Here is a 21123-nt window from a genome sequence, read left to right on the forward strand (position 1 = left end):
TGGTACATGAACGCATCAGGCCACCCACCTCGCCTCGCCGACCTGATGGCAGGCCTGTCCATCGCAGGCTTGCTGCTGCCCGAAGCCGTGGCCTATTCGGGCATCGCCGGGCTGCCGCCGCAGGCCGGCGTGATGGCGCTCTTCGCGGGCCTGTTGGTCTATGGCCTCTTCGGCAGCAGCCGCTTCGCGATTGTTTCTGCAACGTCATCGTCCGCCGCCGTGCTGTTTGCCGCCACCACCGCCCTCCCCGGCGTCGATGCCACGACGCGGCTGATCCTGGGCGCCGGCATCGTGCTGCTGACAGGCGTGTTCTTTGTCATCGCCGGCATTGCCAAGCTCGGGGCCGTGTCGAGCCTGATCGCCAAGCCGGTGCTGCGCGGCTTCGCGCTCGGGCTGGCGCTGACCATCGTGGTCAAGCAGTTGCCCACGGTACTGGCCGTGCAGCCGGCGCACAGCGATTTCTTCCGGCTCATCGCCGGTCTTGCCGCCGACTGGCGGCAGTGGAACCTTGCCGGTGCCGCCATGGCGCTGGTGGCGCTGCTGCTGCTGCGCAGCCTGGCCCGCTGGCGCGCGGTGCCGGCCGCGCTGCTGGTGATCGTGTGCGGCATCGCGCTCGACGTGAGCGGGCTGTGCCACGCCTGGGGCGTGGCGGCGGTCGGGCCGATCTCGCTCGACTTCTCGCACCCGCGTATGCCATCGCTTGACCGCGCCCAATGGCTGAGCCTCTGCGAACTGGCCTTTGCGATGGCATTGATCCTTTACGCCGAATCCTATGGCTCGATCCGCACCTTTGCCCTGCGCCACGGCGACAACATGTCGGCCAACCGGGACCTGCTCGCGCTGGGCGGCGCCAACCTGCTGTCCGCGCTGTTCCAGGGCATGCCGGTGGGTGCGGGCTACTCCGCCACCTCGGCCAATGAATCGGCTGGCGCGCAGAGCCGCGCGGCCGGCCTGGTGGCGGGCGCCGTGGTGCTGGTAGCCGTGCTCACGCTGCTGCCCTGGATTGCCCACACGCCCGAGCCGCTGCTGGCCGCGATCGTGATCCATGCCGTCAGCCACACCCTCAACCCCGCCGCCTTGCGCCCCTATTTCCAGTGGCGGCGCGACCGCCTGGTGGCCTTGGTGGCAGTGGCCGCGGTGCTGCTGCTGGGCGTGCTCGATGGCCTGCTCGCTGCCATTGGCGTCAGCCTGTTGTTGTTGCTGCGCGGCTTCTCGCGCACCACGGTGAGCTGGCTTGGCCGCCTGGGCCAAAGCCACGACTATGTCGACACCAGCCGCCACCCCGAAGCGGTAGTGCCCGCCGGCGTGCTGATCGCACGCCCCGAAGTGCCGCTTTTCTTTGGCAATGCGGATGCGGTGTTTGCAAGCATCCGCAGCCGGATTGCGGCAACGCCCACACTGCAGCGCATGGTGCTGAGCCTGGAAGAATCCCCCGACCTGGATGCCACCAGCATCGAAGCCCTGTGCGACTTCGCCGCCTATGTGCGCGCACGCGGCGCGCAGCTGGAACTCGCCCGCGTGAAAGACCAGGTGCGCGATCTGCTGGGCCAGGTGAACTCCCCCGACCTGCCGGCGCTGGTCTACGCGTCCTGGAGCGTGGACGACGCTATTCGGTGAACCAGTCCTTCTTTCGGCAACAGCGGTAACGAGAACTGCAGTACTTGGTGTCGACTCACCTCTGGCGAGCACCTGTGCACCACGCCAAGGTATGCCGGATGCCTGTCAACGTTCGGCCAGACATCGCGTTGTGATGCTTTCCACATCCATCGACAGGCTTGTCCATGCTCTTCACCAGACCCGGGGCCCGCATCCTTTGTGCAACGGCCTTGGCGGCCCTGCTGGCACCTCTCGCGCAGGCGGCCTCCTTTGTCCACCCCGGGGCCTTGCATACGCAGGCAGACTTCGATCGTATGAAGAGCCGGGTGGCCGAGGGCGCGCAGCCCTGGACGGCGGGCTGGAACCGCCTGCTGCAAAACAAGCACGCGTCCCTGAATTGGACGCCCCATCCGCAGGTGACGGTCTACCGCGGCAAGGATGGAACCCATGCCGAAAACTATGCTGCCCTGTACCAGGACGCTGCCGCAGCTTATGCACTGGCCTTGCGCTGGAAGATCAGCGGTGACACCGCCTATGCCGACAAGGCCGTGAGCATCCTCGACGCCTGGGCTGGCTCGTTGACCAGCATCGGTGGCAACTCCGACAAGTTCCTGGCGTCTGGCATCTATGGCTACCAGTTGGCCAATGCTGCAGAGATGATGCGCAGCTACCCGCAGTGGCCGGCGGAGCATCAGCAGCGCTTCCAGAAGATGATGCTGGACGTGTTCTACCCCATGAACCACGACTTCCTGGTGCGGCACAACGGCGCCAAGATCGACCACTACTGGGCCAACTGGGATCTGGCCAATCTGGATTCCATGCTGGCGATCGGCATCCTGACCGACCGGCACGATATCTACGACGAGGCCATCAGCTACTACAAGCACGGCAAGGGCAATGGCGCGCTGGAGCAACTGGTGTGGCAGCTCTACCCGGAAGGCCTGGGCCAGGTCCAGGAAAGCGGGCGCGACCAGGGCCACAGCATGCTCGACCTGGCCTTGGTGGGCGCCTTCTGCCAGATGGCCTGGAACCAGAACGACGACCTGTTCAGCTACCAGGACAACCGGCTGCTGCGCGGCATCGAGTACATCGCCAAGTACAACCTGGGCTATGACGTGCCCTACACGCCTTACCGCAACAGTGACGTGACACAGGACGTCATTTCCGGTGCCGGCCGCGGCGACACCCGCCCGATCTGGGAGCTGCTCTACAACCACTACGTAGTGCTGAAAGGCCTGCCCGCCCCCTACACCCGGATGTTCACGGACAAGGTGCGCCCCGAAGGCGGTGGCGGCGACTACGGCCCCAACAGCGGGGGCTATGACCAGTTGGGCTACGGGACGCTGACCTACAGCCTGAAGCCGGTGGCGGCGGCACCAGCCCAACTGCAATAGCACCAAGCTCCGTGGCCGAGGCAACAAAAAAGCGCTGCAACTTTTAAGCTGCAGCGCTTTGCTGAATATGGTGGCCTGGGTCGGAATCGAACCAACGACACGCGGATTTTCAATCCGCTGCTCTACCAACTGAGCTACCGGGCCTGAGCCTTAAAGTATAACACGAGCTTTTCGGCTTTTTCAAAAATAGGTCTCAACCGGCCGAACGCCTGCCGCGGCTCAGGTCCACGCCCAATTGGCGCAGCTTGCGGTACAGGTGCGTGCGTTCCAGGCCGGTCTTTTCCGCCACGCGCGTCATGGAGCCGCCCTCTTGCGCCAGGTGGAACTCGAAGTACGCCTTCTCGAAGCCATCGCGCGCTTCGCGCAGGGGACGGTCCAGATCAAAAGTCTGGCGATTGCGTGCGGTCGATTCAGGCGCTGCAACCCCGGCCGCAGCCCCGTCACCGCTTGCCGCAACAGGCAGCGACAGCGCGACCGCAGGCGAAGGCGCTGCCGGCGTGGCCGCCGCCTTGCGGCTTTCTCCGCGCGACAGGCCCTGCTCCACGGCCTTGAGCAGCTTCTGCAGGGTGATGGGTTTTTCCAGGAAGGCGTGGGCGCCGATGCGCGTGGCTTCGACGGCGGTGTCGATGGTGGCGTGCCCACTCATCATGATCACCGGCATGGACAGCGTGCCAGCGGCTGCCCACTCCTTGAGCAGCGACACGCCGTCGGTATCCGGCATCCAGATGTCCAGCAGTACCAGGTCGTAGGGCCCGAGGTTGCGGGCCGCACGCGCCTGCGCCGCGTTTTCGGCGAGTTCGACGGTGTGGCCTTCGTCGTTGAGGATCTCCGAGAGCAAATCCCGAATACCCAGCTCATCGTCGACCACCAAGATATTTGCCATAGCGGAATGCGCGTGGACCGTGTCAGAGGTGCTTTGTAAGTAAATGCCCGCCAGCCGGCTAACCGGCGGCAGACGAGGCGAGCGGCAATGATAGCGACACTTGCGCCCCGACTGTCTCGCCATCTTCCACACGGTTGGCGATGTCGATGCGCGCTCGGTGCTCATCGGCGATCTTGCGCACTACGGCAAGCCCGAGTCCGGTGCCTTTGGACTTGGTCGTGACATAGGGCTCGAAGGCACGCTTGAGGATGCTTTCAGCAAAGCCGGTGCCGCTGTCGACCACGGTCAACCGCACGCGTCCGGAGGTTTCGCTGAAGCGGGTGCGGATCAGGACCGGCGGTACCGGGTCGCGTCGCGCGGCCTCGGTGGCATCCTGTGCGTTCTGCACCAGGTTGTGCACGATCTGGCGCAGTTGCTGGGCATCGCCGCGCACCGGCGGGCAGCGTGGGTCGAACTCGCCGCGCACCGGCACCCCGCCGGCGTCGTCGTGTTCGTAGAGGTGCAGCACGTCAGCGATCAACGCATTCAGGTCTACCGGCTTCAGCTCGGCAGCCGGCAGGCGCGCATAGTCGCGGAACTCGTTGACCAGGCGCTTCATGGCATCGACCTGCTCGACGATGGTTCGCACCGACTTGGTCAATATGGCCTGCTCCGGGGCGCCGAGCTTGCCGTCGAGCTTCATCTGCAGCCGCTCGGCCGAGAGCTGGATCGGCGTTAGCGGGTTCTTGATCTCGTGCGCCAGTCGGCGCGCGACCTCGCCCCAGGCCTGGGCGCGCTGGGCCGAGACGATTTCGGAGATGTCGTCGAACACCAGCAGCCGGGCGGCGCCCGGCAGTTCCGCGCCGCGCGCAACGACGGTGGTGACGTCCTGCTGCGGGCCGGAGGCGCCCGCATGCAATTCGAAGGAGTGCTGCCAGTGGTCTATCCCATGCTGCTCCTGCTCGCCCAGGAAGGTGTCGAACTGCGCCTGCACGCCGCGGCCAAACTCCTCCAGGCCGGTGATCTCGGCCAGCAGCCGCCCCTCCGAAGCCGCCAATGGCGCGCGCAGCACCCGGGTGGCGCCAGGGTTGGAGGACAGGATGCGGCCACCGCCATCCAGCACGATGACGCCTGCGGTCAGGTTGTCGAGGATGGTCTGCAGATTCGCACGCGCCGTGTTGACCTGCAGCATGCTCTTGTCGACGGCGGCGCGCGCGTCGGCCAACTGCTGCGTCATGTCTGCGAAGGCGCGGGTCAGGCCGCCGAGTTCGTCCTTGCCTTGCAGCACGGCCTTGGGACTCAGGTCGCCGGCGGCGACCTCACGCACCCCTTCGGCCAACACCAGCAACGGCCGCGCCAACTGGTTGCCAAGGAGGATCGCGAGCAACACCGCCCCGAAGACCGCAAGGAACAGGCTCAGGGTGAGCGTGCCGATGTACATGCGCCGCAGGCCTTCACGTGCCAGCGCACGCTCCTGGTACTCACGATTGGCCTCCTGCACGGCCACGGCGTTGGCGACCAAGGTGGGTGGCAGCGGCAGGGTGGTCTGCAGATAGCGCGTATCGGTGGCCAGCTCCATCCCGCTGCCAGACACCAGCACGGTGGCGCGCACGCGCGCGCCCGAGATGTCGGCATTGGGCGAAAGATCATCCAACCCTTCGATCTGGGCGACGGCGCGCTGGCTGCGCACCGTGCGCAGCAACTGCGTGCTGGGCCGCTCCGGATTCAGCTGGAAGCGCGACTGGCCAGCGCTGGCGATCAAATGCCCCTGGGCGTTCCACAGCACCACGTCGCTGGCACCGAGCTGGTCGCGGATGCGCTCCAGCGTCAGGCCGGCCGCGGCGTCGGGCAGGTTGGCTAGCTGGGCACCAGCGGCGCGCGTCTTCGATGCCAGGTCGTTGGCCAGTGCATCGAGCGTGGCCCGCCCCAGGCTCAGGCCTGCGTCCAGCGCGCCTTCGACCTTGACGTCGAACCAGCTTTCGATGGAGCGCGAGACGAACTGGTAGGACACGGTATAGATCAGCATGCCCGGCAGAAAGCCCAGGATGGCAAAGATGATGGCCAGCTTCATCAGCAGCCGGCTGCCGAAGCGGCCACGGCGCAGCCGGCCATACAGGCGCACCGCGATCCAGGCGATGACGGCAAGCAGCAGCACGGCCACGACCACGTTCACCCCGAACAGGCGGCTGTAGTTGCGCTCGTAAAGCGCGCGGTTGTTGGTGGCCTGGGTCAGCAGGAACATCAACACCAGGCCAATCGAGACCATGGTCGCCGCACCGATGCCCACCGCCCAGCGCACGGCGCGCGAGCGCAGCAGCGAGTAGCGGTCTTTAGACGCTTTCACCGCCCGCCGTCCTGGTCGAGGCGCAGCTTGCGCTCAGCCGACAGGCTCCAGTCGGACTGGCCGATCACCCCCATCTGCAAGGGGCGCGGCAGTTGCGAGGTGTCCAGCCGGAAGCGGAAGTCCACGCTGTAGCGGCCATCGGCATCGATGTCGACCAGGTCGGCAACGCGCCAACGCGCAATGCGCCGTATCGAGGCCATGGCATCGGCCAACTCATCGAAATTCTGGCTCAGCGCCACGCCCAGACCGGCATTGCCGATGGGCGTGGGCGAGACGATCAAGCGCCAGCGCCGCGTCAACGGCTGGTAGGCCAAGCGCAGGTAGCGCTCCGCATGGGCCATGCGTTCGTCACGCCAGTACCAGCGATCGCGCATGACGTCAGCCTCGACGGCGAAGAACAGCGGAATGCCTTTGTAGAGGGCATCCTCCACCAGCGGCGGCAACTCGAAACCCAACATGGCCGACAGATACAGGCCATCGTCATCGCGCTCGATCCGCAACTGCGGCACGTCCACCCCATGCGCGCCAGCGGGCGCCATCCAGATGCCGCACCACGCCAGCAGCAGCCCGCACAGCAGGCGCGCAAGCCAGCCGCAGGGCTCAGGCCGCACGCTTTTGCAACAGGGCGTAGAAGAAGCCGTCGTGATCACTTGGAAGATTGTCCGGGACGTGATGCAGCTGCGCCCCGTTACGGGGCAGCAAATGACCAGGAGATGGCAGCAAAACCGCATCCCTGTTGTGCGCAAGAAACGCTTCTATCTGGTGCTCGCCCTCGGCACGGAAGACCGAGCAGGTGCAATACAGCAGCCGCCCACCAGCCGCCAGCAGCGGCCAGAGGGTGGTCAGCAGCCCGGCCTGGACGATGGCAAGCTGCTCCACGTCGCTCTCGCGGCGCAGCCAGCGCACGTCGGGGTGGCGACGCACGATGCCCGATGCGGTGCAGGGCGCGTCCAGCAGGATGGCATCAAAAAGCTGGCTGCCGCAATGTTGCGGCCACCACTGGGCCGGCTCCTGCGCATCCGCAACCAGCACCTGTGCCTGCAGGTCGAGCCGCTTCAGGTTCTCGTGGATGCGCTCGCAGCGCCGGCCATCGATGTCCAGCGCGGTCAGTTGCATGGGTGAGGCGGCCCCGGCGAATTCGCGCAGGTGGGCCGTCTTGCCACCGGGCGCGGCGCAGGCGTCCAGCACCCGCAAAGGTCGTGACAGGTCCATGCCCTGCAGCAACAGCGGCGCAGCCAGTTGCGCTCCGCCGTCCTGCACCGACATCAGGCCCTGGGTAAAGCCCGGGATTTGCTCGACCGGCAGCGCGCGCTGCAGCATGATGCCCCAGTCGCCAACGGCCTCCGCTTCCAAATCAATAGCATCAAGCCCTTGCAGGACAAGGGCTACAGTCGTTTTTTCCTTATTAACCCGCAACACCATCGGCGCATGGGAGTTATTGGTGCGCAAGATGTCCTGCCACTGGCGTGGGTGGTCGCGCTTGAGCCGGTCTATCCACCAGCGCGGGTGGTTCCACAGAGCCAGTGGCTCCTGGGACGTGGCCGCCACCAGCGCATCGCGCTCCCGCAGGAAGCGCCGCAGGCAGGCATTGATGAAGCCCGACTGGGCACGCATGGCCGGCGAGCGTTTGGCCGCCTCTACCGCCTGGTCCACCAGGGTGAAGGGCTCGTAGGGTGCATCCGATTCGCGCCAGGCCAGCGCCAGCGCCGTGCATAACAAGGCGTCAGGCAGCGGCGGCGGGGTGCGCGGGGCCAGCTTGCGGCGCAAGGCTTCAGCCTGGCCCAACCAGCGCAGCACATGGAACACCAGCGCCCGCACGCCCGGGCGCAGCACGTCGGGCACCTGCAGCAGCGCGGCCGTCGCCGACTGGCCGCTGCGGATCGCCACCAGCGTCTGGGCCGTCGACTGCAATTGCTGCCACAGCGAAATATCCCCCGGGAAGACCGGGGAGGAAACCGCAGGGGCGGAGGCACGCAAGGGGGCGCGCTCGGAGGAAGACGTCATAGGGGTCGCGCAGGTATGAAACGGAAGATCCACGCCAGCAGTACGGCGGGGAACGCTCCGATGGCCGTGTTGTAGCGCTCCACGGCAAGGTTGAATTGATCGCATGCCAGCTGGACCTGCGTGTCCTGCTGGTCCCAGAGTACATGAACGCCCCCGGCCTGCACGCTGCTGGCAAAGGCTGGCGAATCCTGCAGCAAACGAAGCCACGCCGAGCGCAGCACTTCGCGTGCCGCGCCCAACGCCGCCAAGGCCCCCAGGTCCAGCGGCCGGACGCGGGTCGCAGCCAGCGAGGCGCCCAGTTGCAGCGCTGCCGCGTGGACCCCGGCCCACAGCGCCTGCGCCGTAGCGGGCACGGCACCGTCAACTGGCGCGGCATCACCGGCTGGAGAATCGGCGGGCCAGGGCACCGCGGGTGACTCGGCCAGCGCTATCCAGCGCTGCATTTGGACATCAACCGTGGTGAAGGCCTGCAGCACCGCACCGCGCAGGCGCACCAGCCGGTTGTGCGCCCCGACAGCCCAGGACAGCAGAACCGCGGGCACCATCCACCACCACAGACTTGGAAACATGGGGGAGAGTATCGCCAAAAGATGCACCCAGGAATAACAAAAACGCCCCAGGCCCGCTGGGGCGGGCATGGGGCGCGGTCACAGCCACACAGGGCCGGCCGGAGGGCCCGGGCTTAGTCGGCCGAGGCCGCTCCTTCGCTGGTCTCGGCCGTATCGGTCGAAGCGTCACCCGCATGCGCGGCAGCCAGCTCGGCTTCTTCCGACTCGGTGATGGCGCGGCGTTCGGCCTCGTCCATCTGGTCCTTGGCCTTGCGCGCCTGGTGGTAGGCCATGCCGGTACCTGCGGGAATCAGGCGACCGACGATGACGTTTTCCTTCAGGCCACGCAGCTCGTCGCGCTTGCCCATGATGGCCGCTTCGGTCAGCACGCGCGTGGTTTCCTGGAAGGACGCGGCAGAGATGAACGAGTCGGTCGACAGCGATGCCTTGGTAATACCCAGCAGCAGGTTGCTGTAGGTAGCCGGCACCTTGTCTTCACCACGCAGACGGTCGTTGGTGTTGAGCATTTCCGAACGCTCGACCTGTTCGCCGCCTATGTAGCCGGAATCGCCCGGCGCTTCGACCACGACACGGCGCAGCATCTGGCGCACGATCACTTCGATGTGCTTGTCGTTGATCTTCACGCCTTGGAGGCGGTAGACGTCCTGCACTTCGTCGACGATGTAGCGCGACAGCTCTTCGATGCCCAGCAGACGCAGGATGTCCTGCGGATCGGCCGGGCCGTCCACCACGGACTCGCCCTTGTTCACCACTTGGCCTTCGTGCACCAGGATGTTCTTTTCCTTGGGGATCAGTTCATCCCAGACCTTGCCGTCCGGATCGGTGATCTGCAAGCGCACCTTGCCCTTGGTTTCCTTGCCGAACGACACGGTACCGGTCATTTCGGCCAGCATGCCCTTGTCCTTGGGCGAACGGGCTTCGAACAGCTCGGCCACACGCGGCAGACCGCCGGTAATGTCGCGGGTCTTCTGGCCTTCGACCGGGATACGGGCCAGCACTTCGCCTGGGCCCACGTCCTGGCCATCGCGCACCTGGATCAGTGCACCGACCTGGAAGCCGATGGTCACCGAGTGGTCAGTACCAGGGATCTTGACTTCCTGGCCCTGCGCGTCGATCAGCTTGACCTGTGGACGCACCACCTTGGCCGAGCCGCGACGCTTCGGATCGATCACGACCAGGGTCGACAGACCGGTCACATCGTCCACCTGCTTGGCAACCGTCAGGCCTTCTTCGACGTTCTCGAACTTCACCTGGCCGGCGAATTCCGTGATGATCGGGCGGGTCAGCGGGTCCCAGTTGGCAAGAATGACGCCAGCCTTGATGGTCTGGTCAGCCTTGACGGCCAGCGTGGCGCCGTACGGCACCTTGTGGCGTTCACGCTCGCGGCCATGCTCGTCATGGATGACGATCTCGCCGGAACGTGCAATCACCACCAGGTCGCCCTTGGTGTTGCTCACGTAGCGCATCGTGGCGTTGAAGCCGATGATGCCGTTGGACTTGGCCTCGACGCTCGACGCTACCGCCGCGCGCGACGCCGCGCCACCGATGTGGAAGGTACGCATGGTCAGCTGCGTGCCGGGCTCACCGATCGACTGCGCAGCGATCACACCCACGGCCTCGCCGAGGTTGATCTGGCCACCGCGACCCAAGTCACGGCCATAGCACTTGGCGCAGATGCCGTAGCGGGTTTCGCAGGTCAGCGCCGTGCGAACCTTGACTTCATCGACGCCGGCTGCTTCCAGCTCGTCGATCAGGTCTTCTTCCAGCAGCGTGCCGGCCGGTGCCAGCACCGAACGGTTTTCCGGGTGCAGCACATCGTCCGCTGCGGTGCGGCCGAGGATACGGTCGCGCAGCGATTCAATGACTTCACCGCCTTCGACGATGGCGCGCATCAGCGAGCCCTGGTGCGTACCGCAATCGTCTTCGGTCACCACCAGATCCTGCGTCACGTCCACCAGACGACGCGTCAGGTAACCGGAGTTGGCCGTCTTCAGTGCCGTATCGGCCAGACCCTTACGGGCACCGTGGGTGGAGATGAAGTACTCCAACACGTTCAGGCCTTCGCGGAAGTTCGCGGTAATGGGCGTCTCGATGATCGAGCCGTCCGGCTTGGCCATCAGGCCCCGCATACCTGCCACCTGACGGATCTGGGCAGCGGAACCCCGCGCGCCCGAGTCGGCCATCATGTAGATGGAGTTGAAGGACTCCTGCTCCACTTCCTTGCCGTGGCGGTCGATGGTCTTCTGCTTGGACAGCTGGGCCATCATCACCTTGGACACTTCGTCGCCGGCCTTGCCCCAGATATCCACCACCTTGTTGTAGCGTTCGCCCGCGGTCACGAGACCGGAAGCGTACTGCTGGGCGATTTCCTTCACCTCGCCCTCGGCGCGCTCGATGATGCTGGCCTTCTCAGGCGGCACCAGCATGTCGTCGATGGCGATGGAGATACCGGCCTTGGTCGCCAGGCGGAAACCGTTCTGCAGCAGCTTGTCGGCGAAGACCACCGTCTCCTTCAGACCGCACTTGCGGAACGAGACGTTGATGAGCTTGGAGATTTCCTTCTTCTTCAGCGCCTTGTTGATGTTGGAGAACGGCAGGCCCTTGGGCAGGATCTCCGACAGCAGGGCACGGCCGGCCGTGGTGTCCACGAGCTTGGTCTCCGGCACGAACTCGCCGGTTTCCTTGTTCTTGGTCCACTCGGTCAGGCGCACGGCGATCTTGGCCGTCAGCTCGACTTCGCCCGCGTCGAATGCGCGCTGCACTTCGCCGGTGTCGGAGAAGACCAGGCCCTCGCCCTTGCCGTTGATGCGGTCGCGGGTCGTGTAGTACAGGCCCAGCACCACGTCTTGCGACGGCACGATGGAGGGCTCGCCCGAAGCCGGGAACAGCACGTTGTTGGAGGCCAGCATCAGCGTGCGGGCTTCCATTTGCGCTTCCACCGACAGCGGCACGTGAACGGCCATCTGGTCGCCGTCGAAGTCGGCGTTGAAGGCCGCGCAAACCAGCGGATGCAGCTGGATGGCCTTGCCTTCGATCAGGATCGGCTCGAAAGCCTGGATGCCCAAACGGTGCAGCGTAGGCGCACGGTTCAGCATCACCGGGTGTTCCTTGATCACCTCTTCCAGGATGTCCCAGACCACTGGCGTGCCGGATTCGACTTCCTTCTTGGCAGCCTTGATCGTGGTCGCAATGCCCATGGCTTCCAGGCGCGAGAAGATGAAGGGCTTGAACAATTCAAGCGCCATCAGCTTCGGCAGGCCGCACTGGTGCAGCTTGAGCGTCGGGCCCACGGTAATCACCGAACGGCCGGAGTAGTCAACCCGCTTGCCCAGCAAGTTCTGACGGAAGCGGCCGCTCTTGCCCTTGATCATGTCGGCCAGGGACTTGAGCGCGCGCTTGTTGGCGCCCGTCATGGCCTTGCCGCGGCGGCCGTTGTCCAGCAAGCTGTCCACGGCTTCTTGCAGCATCCGCTTTTCGTTGCGCGCGATGATTTCCGGAGCCTTCAGCTCCAGCAGGCGGCGCAGACGGCTGTTGCGGTTGATGACGCGGCGATACAGGTCGTTCAGGTCGGAGGTCGCGAAGCGGCCACCGTCCAGCGGCACCAGCGGACGCAGGTCCGGCGGCAGCACGGGCAGCACCTCCAGCACCATCCACTCGGGCTTGATGCCCGACTTCTTGAAGGCTTCCAGCACCTTCAGGCGCTTGGCGTTCTTCTTGACCTTGACTTCGGAGCCGGTCAGGTCGCCGCGCAAACGCTCGATCGATTGCTCGATGTCGATCGCTTCCAGCAGGTCCTTGATGCCCTCGGCGCCCATCTTGGCGATGAACTCATCGCCATACTCCTTGCGCTTGGCGTCGTAGTCGTCCTCGGACATGATGCCGAACTTCTTCAGCGGGGTCATGCCGGGGTCGGTCACCACGTAGGCTTCGAAGTACAGCACGCGTTCGATGTCGCGCAGCGTCATGTCGAGCACCAGGCCCAGACGCGACGGCAGCGACTTCAGGAACCAGATGTGCGCGCAAGGCGCAGCCAGGTCGATGTGACCCATGCGCTCGCGGCGCACCTTGGTCTGCGTGACTTCAACGCCGCACTTCTCGCAGATCACGCCGCGGTGCTTCAGGCGCTTGTACTTGCCGCACAGGCACTCGTAGTCCTTGATGGGGCCGAAGATCTTGGCGCAGAACAAGCCATCGCGTTCCGGCTTGAAGGTACGGTAGTTGATGGTCTCTGGCTTCTTGACTTCACCGAAGGACCACGAACGGATCTTTTCGGGCGATGCCATGCCGATCCGGATGGCATCGAAATGCTCGTCCGGGGTGAATTGCTTGAACAGGTCGAGTAGCGATTTCATGTGACTCTTTCCCTTTCAACTTAAGAACGTTCCAGCTCAATGTCCAGGCCCAGGGAACGGATTTCCTTGACCAGCACATTGAACGATTCCGGCATACCTGCCTCGATCGCGTGTTCGCCCTTGACGATGGATTCGTACACCTTGGTACGGCCCACCACGTCGTCGGACTTCACGGTCAGCATTTCCTGCAGCACGTAGGAAGCGCCATAGGCTTCCAGCGCCCACACTTCCATTTCCCCGAAACGCTGGCCACCGAACTGCGCCTTGCCGCCCAGCGGTTGCTGGGTCACCAGGGAGTACGGACCGGTCGAGCGTGCGTGCATCTTGTCGTCCACCAAATGGTGCAGCTTCAAGAAGTGCATGTAGCCAACCGTGGTTGGGCGCTCGAACGGCTCACCGCTGCGGCCGTCGATCAGGTAAGCCTGGGTACGGGTATCGGTCAGGCCCTTGGCCTTGGCGATATCGTCCGGATAGGCCAGCTTGAGCATGGTGCGGATGTCTTCTTCCGAAGCACCGTCGAACACCGGCGTAGCAAAGGTCGCGCCCTTGGTCAGGTTGTCCGCCATGGACAGCACGTCCTCGTCGCTGAGCTTGGCCAGATCTTCCGAACGGCCCGAGGTGTTGTAGAGCTGTTCCAGGAACTTGCGCAGTTCAGCCACCTTGGCTTCGGCTTGCAGCATGTCGCCAATGCGTTGGCCAATGCCCTTGCCAGCCCAGCCCAGATGCACTTCCAGCACCTGACCGACGTTCATCCGCGAAGGCACGCCCAGCGGGTTCAGGCAGATGTCGCACGGCGTACCGTCGGCCATGTAGGGCATGTCTTCGACCGGAACGATCTTGGACACCACACCCTTGTTACCGTGACGGCCGGCCATCTTGTCGCCAGGCTGCAGACGACGCTTGACGGCCAGGTAAACCTTGACCATCTTCAGCACGCCAGCTGGCAGCTCGTCACCTTGCGTGAGCTTCTTGCGCTTTTCTTCAAAAGCCAGGTCAAAGCTGTGGCGGGTTTGTTCCAGCGAGTTCTTGATCGACTCGAGCTGGGTCGCGACTTCGTCTTCTGCCGGGCGGATGTCGAACCAGTGGAATTTCTCCACCGACGACAGGTAGGCCTTGTCGAGCTTGGTGCCCTTGGACAGCTTGTTCGGGCCACCATTGGCAACCTTGCCGGTCAGCAGCTTCTCGATACGGTCGAAGGCGTCGGCCTCGACGATGCGCAGCTGGTCGTTCAGGTCCAGGCGGAAGCGCTTGAGTTCATCGTCGATGATCTGCTGAGCGCGCTTGTCGCGGGTGATGCCTTCACGGGTGAACACCTGCACGTCGATCACGGTGCCTTGCGAGCCCTGGTCCACACGCAGCGAGGTGTCCTTCACGTCGGAAGCCTTCTCGCCGAAGATGGCGCGCAGCAGCTTCTCTTCCGGCGTCAGCGTGGTCTCGCCCTTAGGCGTGACCTTGCCCACCAGCGTGTCGCCCGGCTGCACTTCGGCACCGACATAAATGATGCCGGATTCGTCGAGGCGGTTGAGTTGCTGCTCGGACAGGTTCGGGATGTCGCGCGTGATTTCTTCGGCACCAAGCTTGGTGTCGCGAGCCATCACCACCAGTTCCTCGATGTGGATCGAGGTGTAGCGGTCTTCGGCGACGACGCGTTCGCTGATCAGGATCGAGTCTTCGAAGTTGTAGCCGTTCCAGGGCATGAACGCGATCAGCATGTTCTGGCCGATGGCGATTTCGCCCAAGTCAGTCGATGCGCCGTCGGCGATCACATCACCCTTTTCCAGCTTGTCGCCCTTCTGGACGATGGGACGCTGGTGGATGTTGGTGTTTTGGTTGGAACGCTGATACTTGATCAGGTTGTAGATGTCCACACCGACTTCACCGGCAACCGCTTCCGCGTCATTCACGCGGATCACGATGCGGGTGGCATCGACGTAGTCCACCACGCCACCGCGGCTGGCCGTCACGACCGTGCCGGAATCGACCGCAGCAACGCGCTCGATTCCGGTGCCGACCATGGGCTTTTCGGGGCGCAGCACAGGCACGGCCTGGCGCGACATGTTGGCGCCCATCAGCGCGCGGTTCGCATCATCGTGCTCAAGGAAGGGCACCAGCGACGCGGCAACCGACACGATCTGCGCGGGCGATACGTCCATGTACTGGATGCGGTCTGCGCCAACGAGTACCGATTCGCCGCTTTCACGCGCGGACACCAGCTCGCCGGTCAGGCGGCCGTCCTTGTCGAGCACGGCATTTGCCTGCGCGATGACGTACTTGCCCTCTTCGATAGCCGACAGGTAGTCGATCTGGTCGGTGACCTTGGCGTCCACCACGCGACGGTACGGCGTTTCGATGAAGCCGTATTCGTTCAGGCGGGCGTACAGGGCCAGCGAATTGATCAGGCCGATGTTCGGGCCTTCAGGGGTTTCGATCGGGCAGACGCGGCCGTAATGGGTCACGTGCACGTCGCGCACTTCGAAGCCAGCACGTTCGCGGGTCAAACCGCCCGGGCCAAGAGCCGAGACACGGCGCTTGTGGGTGATTTCGGCCAGCGGGTTGGTCTGGTCCATGAACTGCGACAGCTGCGAGGCACCGAAGAACTCCTTGAGCGCCGCGGAAATCGGCTTGGAGTTGATCAGGTCGTGCGGCATCAGCGGCTCTTGCTCCGCTTGGCCCAGACGTTCCTTCACAGCCTTTTCGATACGGGCCAGGCCGGTGCGGTACTGGTTTTCGGCCAGTTCGCCGACGCAACGCACACGGCGGTTGCCAAGGTGGTCGATATCGTCGACTTCGCCATTGCCGTTGCGCAGGTCCACCAGGATCTTCACGACCGCGAGGATGTCCTCGTTGGTCAGCACCATCGGGCCGGTGGATTCTTCGCGGCCGATCTTGGCGTTGAACTTCATGCGGCCGACACGCGACAGATCGTAGGTGTCCGGGTTGTAGAACAGGCGCTGGAACAGAGCCTGCACTGCGTCTTCCGTTGGCGGCTCGCCAGGGCGCATCATGCGGTAGATGGCCACGCGCGCGGCGAACTCGTCCACCGTTTCATCGCTGCGCAGGGTCTGCGAGATGTAGGCGCCTTGGTCCAGCTCGTTGGTGTAGATGACCTGGAGGTCCTGCACGCCGGAGCTGCGCAGCTTCTTCAGCAGCACTTCGGTCAACTCGTCGTTGGCCTTGGCGATGATCTCGCCGGTGTCGCCGTCGACAATGTTCTTGGCTACCACGCGGCCGATCAGGAAGTCTTCCGGCACGCTGATGTGGGTGGTACCGCCCTGCTCCAGCTCGCGGGTGTGACGCGCGGTCACGCGCTTGTCCTTGGCCACAACAACCTTGCCGGACTTGTCGGTCAGGTCAAAGCGCGCAACTTCGCCACGCAGGCGCTCGGACACGAACTCCATCTGCGCGCCGCTGTCCATCAGACGGAAATTGTCGTTGACGAAGAAGTTCGCCAGGATCGATTCCGGATTCAGGCCAATCGCCTTCAGCAGGATCGTGACCGGCATCTTGCGGCGGCGGTCGACGCGGAAGTACAGGATGTCCTTCGGGTCAAACTCGAAATCCAGCCACGAGCCCCGGTAGGGAATCACGCGCGCGGAGAACAGCAGCTTGCCCGAACTGTGGGTCTTGCCCTTGTCGTGCTCAAAGAACACGCCCGGCGAACGGTGCAGCTGCGAGACGATCACGCGCTCGGTACCGTTGATGATGAACGAGCCCTTGTCCGTCATGAGCGGCACTTCGCCCATGTAGACCTCTTGCTCCTTCACTTCCTTGACCACCTTCGACTGCGAGGTGGAGGATTCACGGTCATAAATGATGAGCTGCACCTTGGCACGCACGGCCGAGGCGAAGGTCAGGCCACGCGTCTGGCACTCGCGCACATCAAACGCGGGTTTGGCCAGGTTGTACTCAACGAACTTCATCTCCACGAAGCCGTTGTGGGAGACGATCGGGAAGGCAGCGTCAAATGCGGCCTGCAAGCCTTCGACGGTACGCTTCCTCGGGCCAACATTGGCCTGCAGGAATGCGGTGTACGCGTCCTTCTGCATCTGCAGCAGGTAGGGAACTTCCAGCACGCTGTCGCGGCTGCCGAAGCTTTTGCGGATGCGCTTGCGTTCGGTGTAGGAATAGGCCATGAGATCTCCGGGCAAAGACATGAGTCCTTCGACGACTGAGGGCTTACGCCCTCCGACCTGCTGCGCGGCGCACGCGGCAGGCTTGGCGGTTGGCCACTACCAACCATGGCGGACGGCGATGCATTGCACATCGCCCGAACCAAGGCGTCTTCTGTTGTCGGGGGGTCCAGAAGACACTAGAAAACCGCATCCATGCGACTTTCTGGTGCACTCTGCGCCGCTTCCCTAGAAGCGGCAAAAGGCTGGGGGCCTTGCGGACACCCCAGCCTCGGCACAAACGTCGAATTACTTGAGTTCGACCTTGGCACCTGCTTCTTCGAGCTTCTTCTTGGCTGCGTCTGCATCAGCCTTGGAGACGCCTTCCTTGACGTTCTTCGGAGCGCCGTCGACCAGGTCCTTGGCTTCCTTGAGGCCCAGGCCGGTGATTTCGCGCACAGCCTTGATGACGGACACCTTGTTGGCGCCGGCTTCGGTCAGGACCACATTGAATTCGGTCTTTTCTTCAGCAGCCGGAGCAGCAGCGCCGCCGCCAGCAGCGGGAGCCGACATTGCAGCGGCGGACACGCCGAACTTCTCTTCGATGGCCTTGACCAGGTCGTTGAGTTCGAGGACCGTCATGCTGTCGAGCGCGGTCAGGAATGCGTCTTTATCGAATGCCATTTTCTATTTCCTAAAACAAGTTTGGTTTAAGCCGCGGCGACTTCGGGCTCGGCTGCCGGTGCAGCCTGGCCTTCGCCACGTTTTTCCGCCAGCGCGGCCAGCACACGTGCGGTCCGCGAGATCGGGGATTGCATCAAGCCCAGCAGCTGGGCCAGCAGCACTTCCTTGGAAGGGATGTTGGCCAGTTGCTTAACGCCGTTCACGTCCAGGGCTTTGCCACCGAAAGCGCCACCGCGAATCACCAGCTTGTCGTTGGTTTTCGCGAAATCGGCCACCACCTTAGCGGCGGCCACAGCGTCTTCGGAGAAGCCATAGATCAGCGGGCCGGTCATCTGGTCAGCCACCACGTCGAACGCGCTACCTGCGACAGCACGGCGTGCCAGAGTGTTCTTCAGAACACTCAGGGAAACACCCTTGCTGCGCGCATCGTTGCGCAGTTTCGTCATGTCGGCGACCGTGATGCCACGGTATTCCGCGATCACGAGCGTTTGAGCTTTAGCGGCGAGGCTGGTCACATCACTGATGACCGCTTCTTTCTCACTGCGATTAAGACTCAAGGTCTACTCCTTAAAAAGTACCTTCGGGCTTGCGCCTTCCAGCACACTCTCATTGCAGCGACCAACTGTTTCGGGAAAAATTTCCATCTGCAGCGGGATCGCCATCTGCGCTGGTCGCCGTAGCGATTAAGTGCAGCATTCCTGCACACCAGCGGTCTTGGATGGCTCAGAACCCTGCCCTGCGGCTGAGGCTCCGACCCACCACCGGGCGGTCTTTCGACCGCCCGAATTTCATGCCATCACGCCGAGATGGTCTGGGTATCGACGCGCACGCCCACACCCATCGTCGAGGACACCGCCACCTTGCGCAGGTAAACACCCTTGCTGGTTGCCGGCTTGGACTTGTTCAGGGCTTCGATCAGTGCCACCAGGTTGCCCTGCAGCTTGTCGGAGTCGAACGAGCGACGGCCGATCGTGCTGTGGATGATGCCGGCCTTGTCGACACGGTACTGCACCTGGCCAGCCTTGGCGTTCTTCACGGCCGTGGCGACATCAGGGGTCACGGTGCCAACCTTGGGGTTAGGCATCAGGCCGCGCGGGCCGAGGATCTGGCCCAGCGTACCGACGACGCGCATGGCGTCCGGGGCGGCGATCACGATGTCGAAGGGCATGTCGCCCGCCTTCACCATGGCAGCCAGGTCGTCCATACCGACGATGTCGGCGCCGGCGGCCTTGGCTTCTTCAGCCTTGGCGCCCTGGGCGAACACGGCCACGCGCGTGGTCTTGCCGGTGCCGTTGGGCAGCACAACGGCGCCACGCACGACTTGGTCAGACTTCTTCGCGTCGATGCCGAGTTGCACGGCCACGTCGATGGACTCATCGAACTTGGCGGTAGCAGCTTCCTTGACGATGGCGAGCGCATCGGCGAAAGCATACAGCTTGGTCGACTCGACCTTGCCTTGCAGGGCCTTTTGCTTCTTGGTGAGCTTGCTCATTTACAGACCCTCCACATTCACGCCCATCGAGCGGGCCGAACCTGCCAGCGTACGCACGGCAGCGTCCACGCTAGCAGCGTTCATGTCTTTCATCTTGGTCTTGGCGATCTCTTCGAGCTGTGCGCGCGTGATCTTGCCGACCTTGTCGGTGTGCGGCTTGGCCGAACCCTTGTCGAGCTTGATGGCCTTCTTGATCAAGGTCGTCGCCGGAGGCGTCTTGATGATGAAGGTGAAGCTCTTGTCCGCGAACGCGGTGATGACCACCGGCAGCGGCAGGCCCGGCTCGACACCTTGAGTCTGCGCGTTGAACGCCTTGCAGAACTCCATGATGTTGAGGCCACGTTGACCGAGCGCAGGGCCGATCGGGGGCGATGGATTAGCCTTGCCAGCTGGAACTTGCAGCTTGACAAAACCGACGATTTTTTTCGCCATGGTTTTACTCCTTGCGGGTGATAGCGCCAGACCACTGCTTGTCAGCAGGCATCTGGCTCCCCGGGGTTAAAGGGCTCTTGGGAGAACATTCGCGCCGAGCCTGAAAAGCGCGAAATACACAACTTGAACGGGAAGATCAGGTCTTCTCGACCTGGCCAAACTCCAGCTCCACCGGCGTGGCCCGACCAAAGATCGTGACCGAGACACGCACGCGGCTTTTCTCGTAATTGACCTCCTCCACCGACCCATTGAAGTCGGTGAAAGGACCTTCCTTGACACGCACCAACTCGCCGACCATGAATTCGATCTTGTGGCGGGGCTTGTCTGTGCCTTCCTGCATCTGGCTGACGATCTTCTGGACCTCCTCTTCGGAGATCGGTGCCGGCCGGTTCTTGGCACCACCCACAAAGCCCGTGACCTTGTTGGTGTGCTTGACCAAGTGCCAGGACTCGTCGTCCATCACCATCTCGACGAACACGTAGCCAGGGAAAAGACGACGTTCGGTCGTCTTGCGCTGGCCGTTCTTCATCTCGACGACTTCTTCGGTCGGCACCAGAATGCGACCAAACTTGGCCTCCATGCTGGCTCGGTTGATGCGCTCAACGATATTGCGCTCTACCGCCTTTTCCATGCCGGAATAGGCATGGACGATGTACCAGCGCAGATCCGGATTTGAAGACGCAGCAGTGAAAGCCTCTTCACCTGCAGGGTTGTCAATGGCGTCCGTCATCATTTCCTCCAGCCCAGAATCAGGTCATAGAAGACCCATTCGAGCGTCTTGTCGGTCAGCCACAAAAACAGGGCCATGACAACCACGAACGCGAACACGTAGGCAGTGATCTGGATCGCTTCCTTGCGCGTCGGCCACACCACCTTCTTGACTTCGCGCACTGCGTCGCGACCGAAACCGATCAACTGGCGACCATGCTCGGATGTCAGGAAAATGGCGACGGCTGCCGCGAGCCCCACCAACAACGTAGCCCATTGGACCAGCGCCCCCTGGCGACCCAGGAGGTAAAAGCCGGCCAGCGCGGCGAGCACAAGCGCGATGGCCAAGCCGAGCTTGGCCTTGTCCGCAGCGGTGCTGACGGTTTCAACTTGCGACGTAGCCATGCAGCCTGAATTCCTCGTGATAGAAAACGTGTCCCTAGAAGACACTGAAGCCCGTCAGGACATGACGGGCTTAGTACGCCACCTCAGGTGGCAGGGGCAGTAGGAATCGAACCTACAACCTTCGGTTTTGGAGACCGACGCTCTGCCAATTGAGCTATACCCCTTCGCAAAA

The 21123-nt window shown here is 63.6% G+C and carries 15 protein-coding genes and 2 tRNA genes; 2 read left to right on the top strand and 15 right to left on the bottom strand.

What is annotated here, in order from left to right:
• Positions 1–6 precede the first annotated feature (6 nt).
• Both AAFF27_24610 and AAFF27_24615 read left to right on the top strand, forming a co-directional pair.
• Positions 7–1617: a SulP family inorganic anion transporter gene (locus AAFF27_24610; GenBank protein XAH23131.1), complete on the top strand. Its 1611-nt coding sequence runs from the start codon at positions 7–9 to the stop codon at positions 1615–1617.
• 164 nt (positions 1618–1781) lie between these two features.
• Positions 1782–2990, top strand: coding sequence for an alginate lyase family protein (locus tag AAFF27_24615; protein XAH23132.1), 1209 nt, complete (start codon positions 1782–1784; stop codon positions 2988–2990).
• 68 nt (positions 2991–3058) lie between these two features.
• Here the strand turns inward: AAFF27_24615 and AAFF27_24620 are convergent.
• The 15 genes from AAFF27_24620 to AAFF27_24690 all read right to left on the bottom strand — a co-directional run bounded on the left by AAFF27_24620 (position 3059) and on the right by AAFF27_24690 (position 21115).
• A tRNA-Phe gene (locus tag AAFF27_24620) sits at positions 3059–3134 on the bottom strand.
• A gap of 49 nt (positions 3135–3183) precedes the next feature.
• Positions 3184–3873, bottom strand: a complete 690-nt coding sequence (locus tag AAFF27_24625) for a response regulator (GenBank protein ID XAH23133.1) — start codon at positions 3871–3873, stop codon at positions 3184–3186.
• A 58-nt stretch (positions 3874–3931) separates the two neighbouring features.
• Positions 3932–6196, bottom strand: coding sequence for an ATP-binding protein (locus AAFF27_24630; protein ID XAH23134.1), 2265 nt, complete (start codon positions 6194–6196; stop codon positions 3932–3934).
• Complete coding sequence (locus AAFF27_24635; protein ID XAH23135.1) at positions 6193–6807, bottom strand: DUF4390 domain-containing protein; 615 nt, start codon at positions 6805–6807, stop codon at positions 6193–6195. The genes AAFF27_24630 and AAFF27_24635 overlap by 4 nt, the downstream gene beginning before the upstream one ends.
• Entirely contained in the window at positions 6797–8200 is a 1404-nt protein-coding gene (gene rsmB, locus AAFF27_24640) for a 16S rRNA (cytosine(967)-C(5))-methyltransferase RsmB (protein XAH23136.1), read from the bottom strand. The genes AAFF27_24635 and rsmB overlap by 11 nt, the downstream gene beginning before the upstream one ends.
• A complete protein-coding gene (locus AAFF27_24645; GenBank protein ID XAH23137.1) occupies positions 8197–8769 on the bottom strand; it encodes a LemA family protein in 573 nt (190 codons plus the stop codon). Before AAFF27_24645 ends, rsmB begins: the two co-directional genes overlap by 4 nt.
• A 113-nt stretch (positions 8770–8882) precedes the next feature.
• Positions 8883–13121 carry a DNA-directed RNA polymerase subunit beta' gene (gene rpoC, locus AAFF27_24650; protein ID XAH23138.1) on the bottom strand — a complete coding sequence of 1413 codons (4239 nt, stop codon included), beginning with the start codon at positions 13119–13121 and terminating at the stop codon, positions 8883–8885.
• Positions 13122–13141: 20 nt separating this feature from the next.
• Positions 13142–17254, bottom strand: a complete 4113-nt coding sequence (gene rpoB / locus AAFF27_24655) for a DNA-directed RNA polymerase subunit beta (GenBank protein ID XAH23139.1) — start codon at positions 17252–17254, stop codon at positions 13142–13144.
• A gap of 285 nt (positions 17255–17539) precedes the next feature.
• Positions 17540–17914, bottom strand: a complete 375-nt coding sequence (gene rplL, locus AAFF27_24660) for a 50S ribosomal protein L7/L12 (protein ID XAH23140.1) — start codon at positions 17912–17914, stop codon at positions 17540–17542.
• Between the two features lie 26 nt (positions 17915–17940).
• Positions 17941–18471, bottom strand: coding sequence for a 50S ribosomal protein L10 (gene rplJ, locus AAFF27_24665; GenBank protein XAH23141.1), 531 nt, complete (start codon positions 18469–18471; stop codon positions 17941–17943).
• A gap of 239 nt (positions 18472–18710) precedes the next feature.
• The gene (gene rplA / locus AAFF27_24670; protein XAH23142.1) at positions 18711–19406 is read right to left on the bottom strand and encodes a 50S ribosomal protein L1; all 696 of its coding nucleotides are present in this window, start codon (positions 19404–19406) and stop codon (positions 18711–18713) included.
• Positions 19407–19838 (bottom strand): 50S ribosomal protein L11, encoded by a 432-nt coding sequence (gene rplK / locus AAFF27_24675; protein ID XAH23143.1) that lies wholly within the window; start codon positions 19836–19838, stop codon positions 19407–19409.
• 136 nt (positions 19839–19974) lie between these two features.
• On the bottom strand, positions 19975–20568 hold the full coding sequence (gene nusG, locus AAFF27_24680) for a transcription termination/antitermination protein NusG (GenBank protein ID XAH23144.1): 594 nt from the start codon (positions 20566–20568) through the stop codon (positions 19975–19977).
• Positions 20568–20951 carry a preprotein translocase subunit SecE gene (gene secE, locus AAFF27_24685; protein ID XAH23145.1) on the bottom strand — a complete coding sequence of 128 codons (384 nt, stop codon included), beginning with the start codon at positions 20949–20951 and terminating at the stop codon, positions 20568–20570. The genes nusG and secE overlap by 1 nt, the downstream gene beginning before the upstream one ends.
• Before the next feature lie 88 nt (positions 20952–21039).
• Positions 21040–21115 (bottom strand) — tRNA-Trp (locus AAFF27_24690).
• Positions 21116–21123: the final 8 nt, after the last annotated feature.

It is taken from the genome of Xylophilus sp. GW821-FHT01B05, from assembly GCA_038961845.1.
In the GTDB taxonomy this organism is placed as follows: Bacteria; Pseudomonadota; Gammaproteobacteria; order Burkholderiales; family Burkholderiaceae_C; genus Xylophilus.

Excerpts from the sequence above, each read along its gene's own strand:
- AAFF27_24645 (XAH23137.1), bottom strand. The coding sequence starts at position 8,769 with ATGTTTCCAAGTCTGTGGTGGTGGATGGTGCCCGCGGTTCTGCTGTCC.
- rpoB (XAH23139.1), bottom strand. The coding sequence starts at position 17,254 with ATGGCCTATTCCTACACCGAACGCAAGCGCATCCGCAAAAGCTTCGGC.
- secE (XAH23145.1), bottom strand. The coding sequence starts at position 20,951 with ATGGCTACGTCGCAAGTTGAAACCGTCAGCACCGCTGCGGACAAGGCC.
- nusG (XAH23144.1), bottom strand. The coding sequence starts at position 20,568 with ATGACGGACGCCATTGACAACCCTGCAGGTGAAGAGGCTTTCACTGCT.
- AAFF27_24615 (XAH23132.1), top strand. The coding sequence starts at position 1,782 with ATGCTCTTCACCAGACCCGGGGCCCGCATCCTTTGTGCAACGGCCTTG.
- rplL (XAH23140.1), bottom strand. The coding sequence starts at position 17,914 with ATGGCATTCGATAAAGACGCATTCCTGACCGCGCTCGACAGCATGACG.
- rpoC (XAH23138.1), bottom strand. The coding sequence starts at position 13,121 with ATGAAATCGCTACTCGACCTGTTCAAGCAATTCACCCCGGACGAGCAT.
- rplK (XAH23143.1), bottom strand. The coding sequence starts at position 19,838 with ATGGCGAAAAAAATCGTCGGTTTTGTCAAGCTGCAAGTTCCAGCTGGC.
- AAFF27_24625 (XAH23133.1), bottom strand. The coding sequence starts at position 3,873 with ATGGCAAATATCTTGGTGGTCGACGATGAGCTGGGTATTCGGGATTTG.
- rsmB (XAH23136.1), bottom strand. The coding sequence starts at position 8,200 with ATGACGTCTTCCTCCGAGCGCGCCCCCTTGCGTGCCTCCGCCCCTGCG.
- rplA (XAH23142.1), bottom strand. The coding sequence starts at position 19,406 with ATGAGCAAGCTCACCAAGAAGCAAAAGGCCCTGCAAGGCAAGGTCGAG.
- AAFF27_24610 (XAH23131.1), top strand. The coding sequence starts at position 7 with ATGAACGCATCAGGCCACCCACCTCGCCTCGCCGACCTGATGGCAGGC.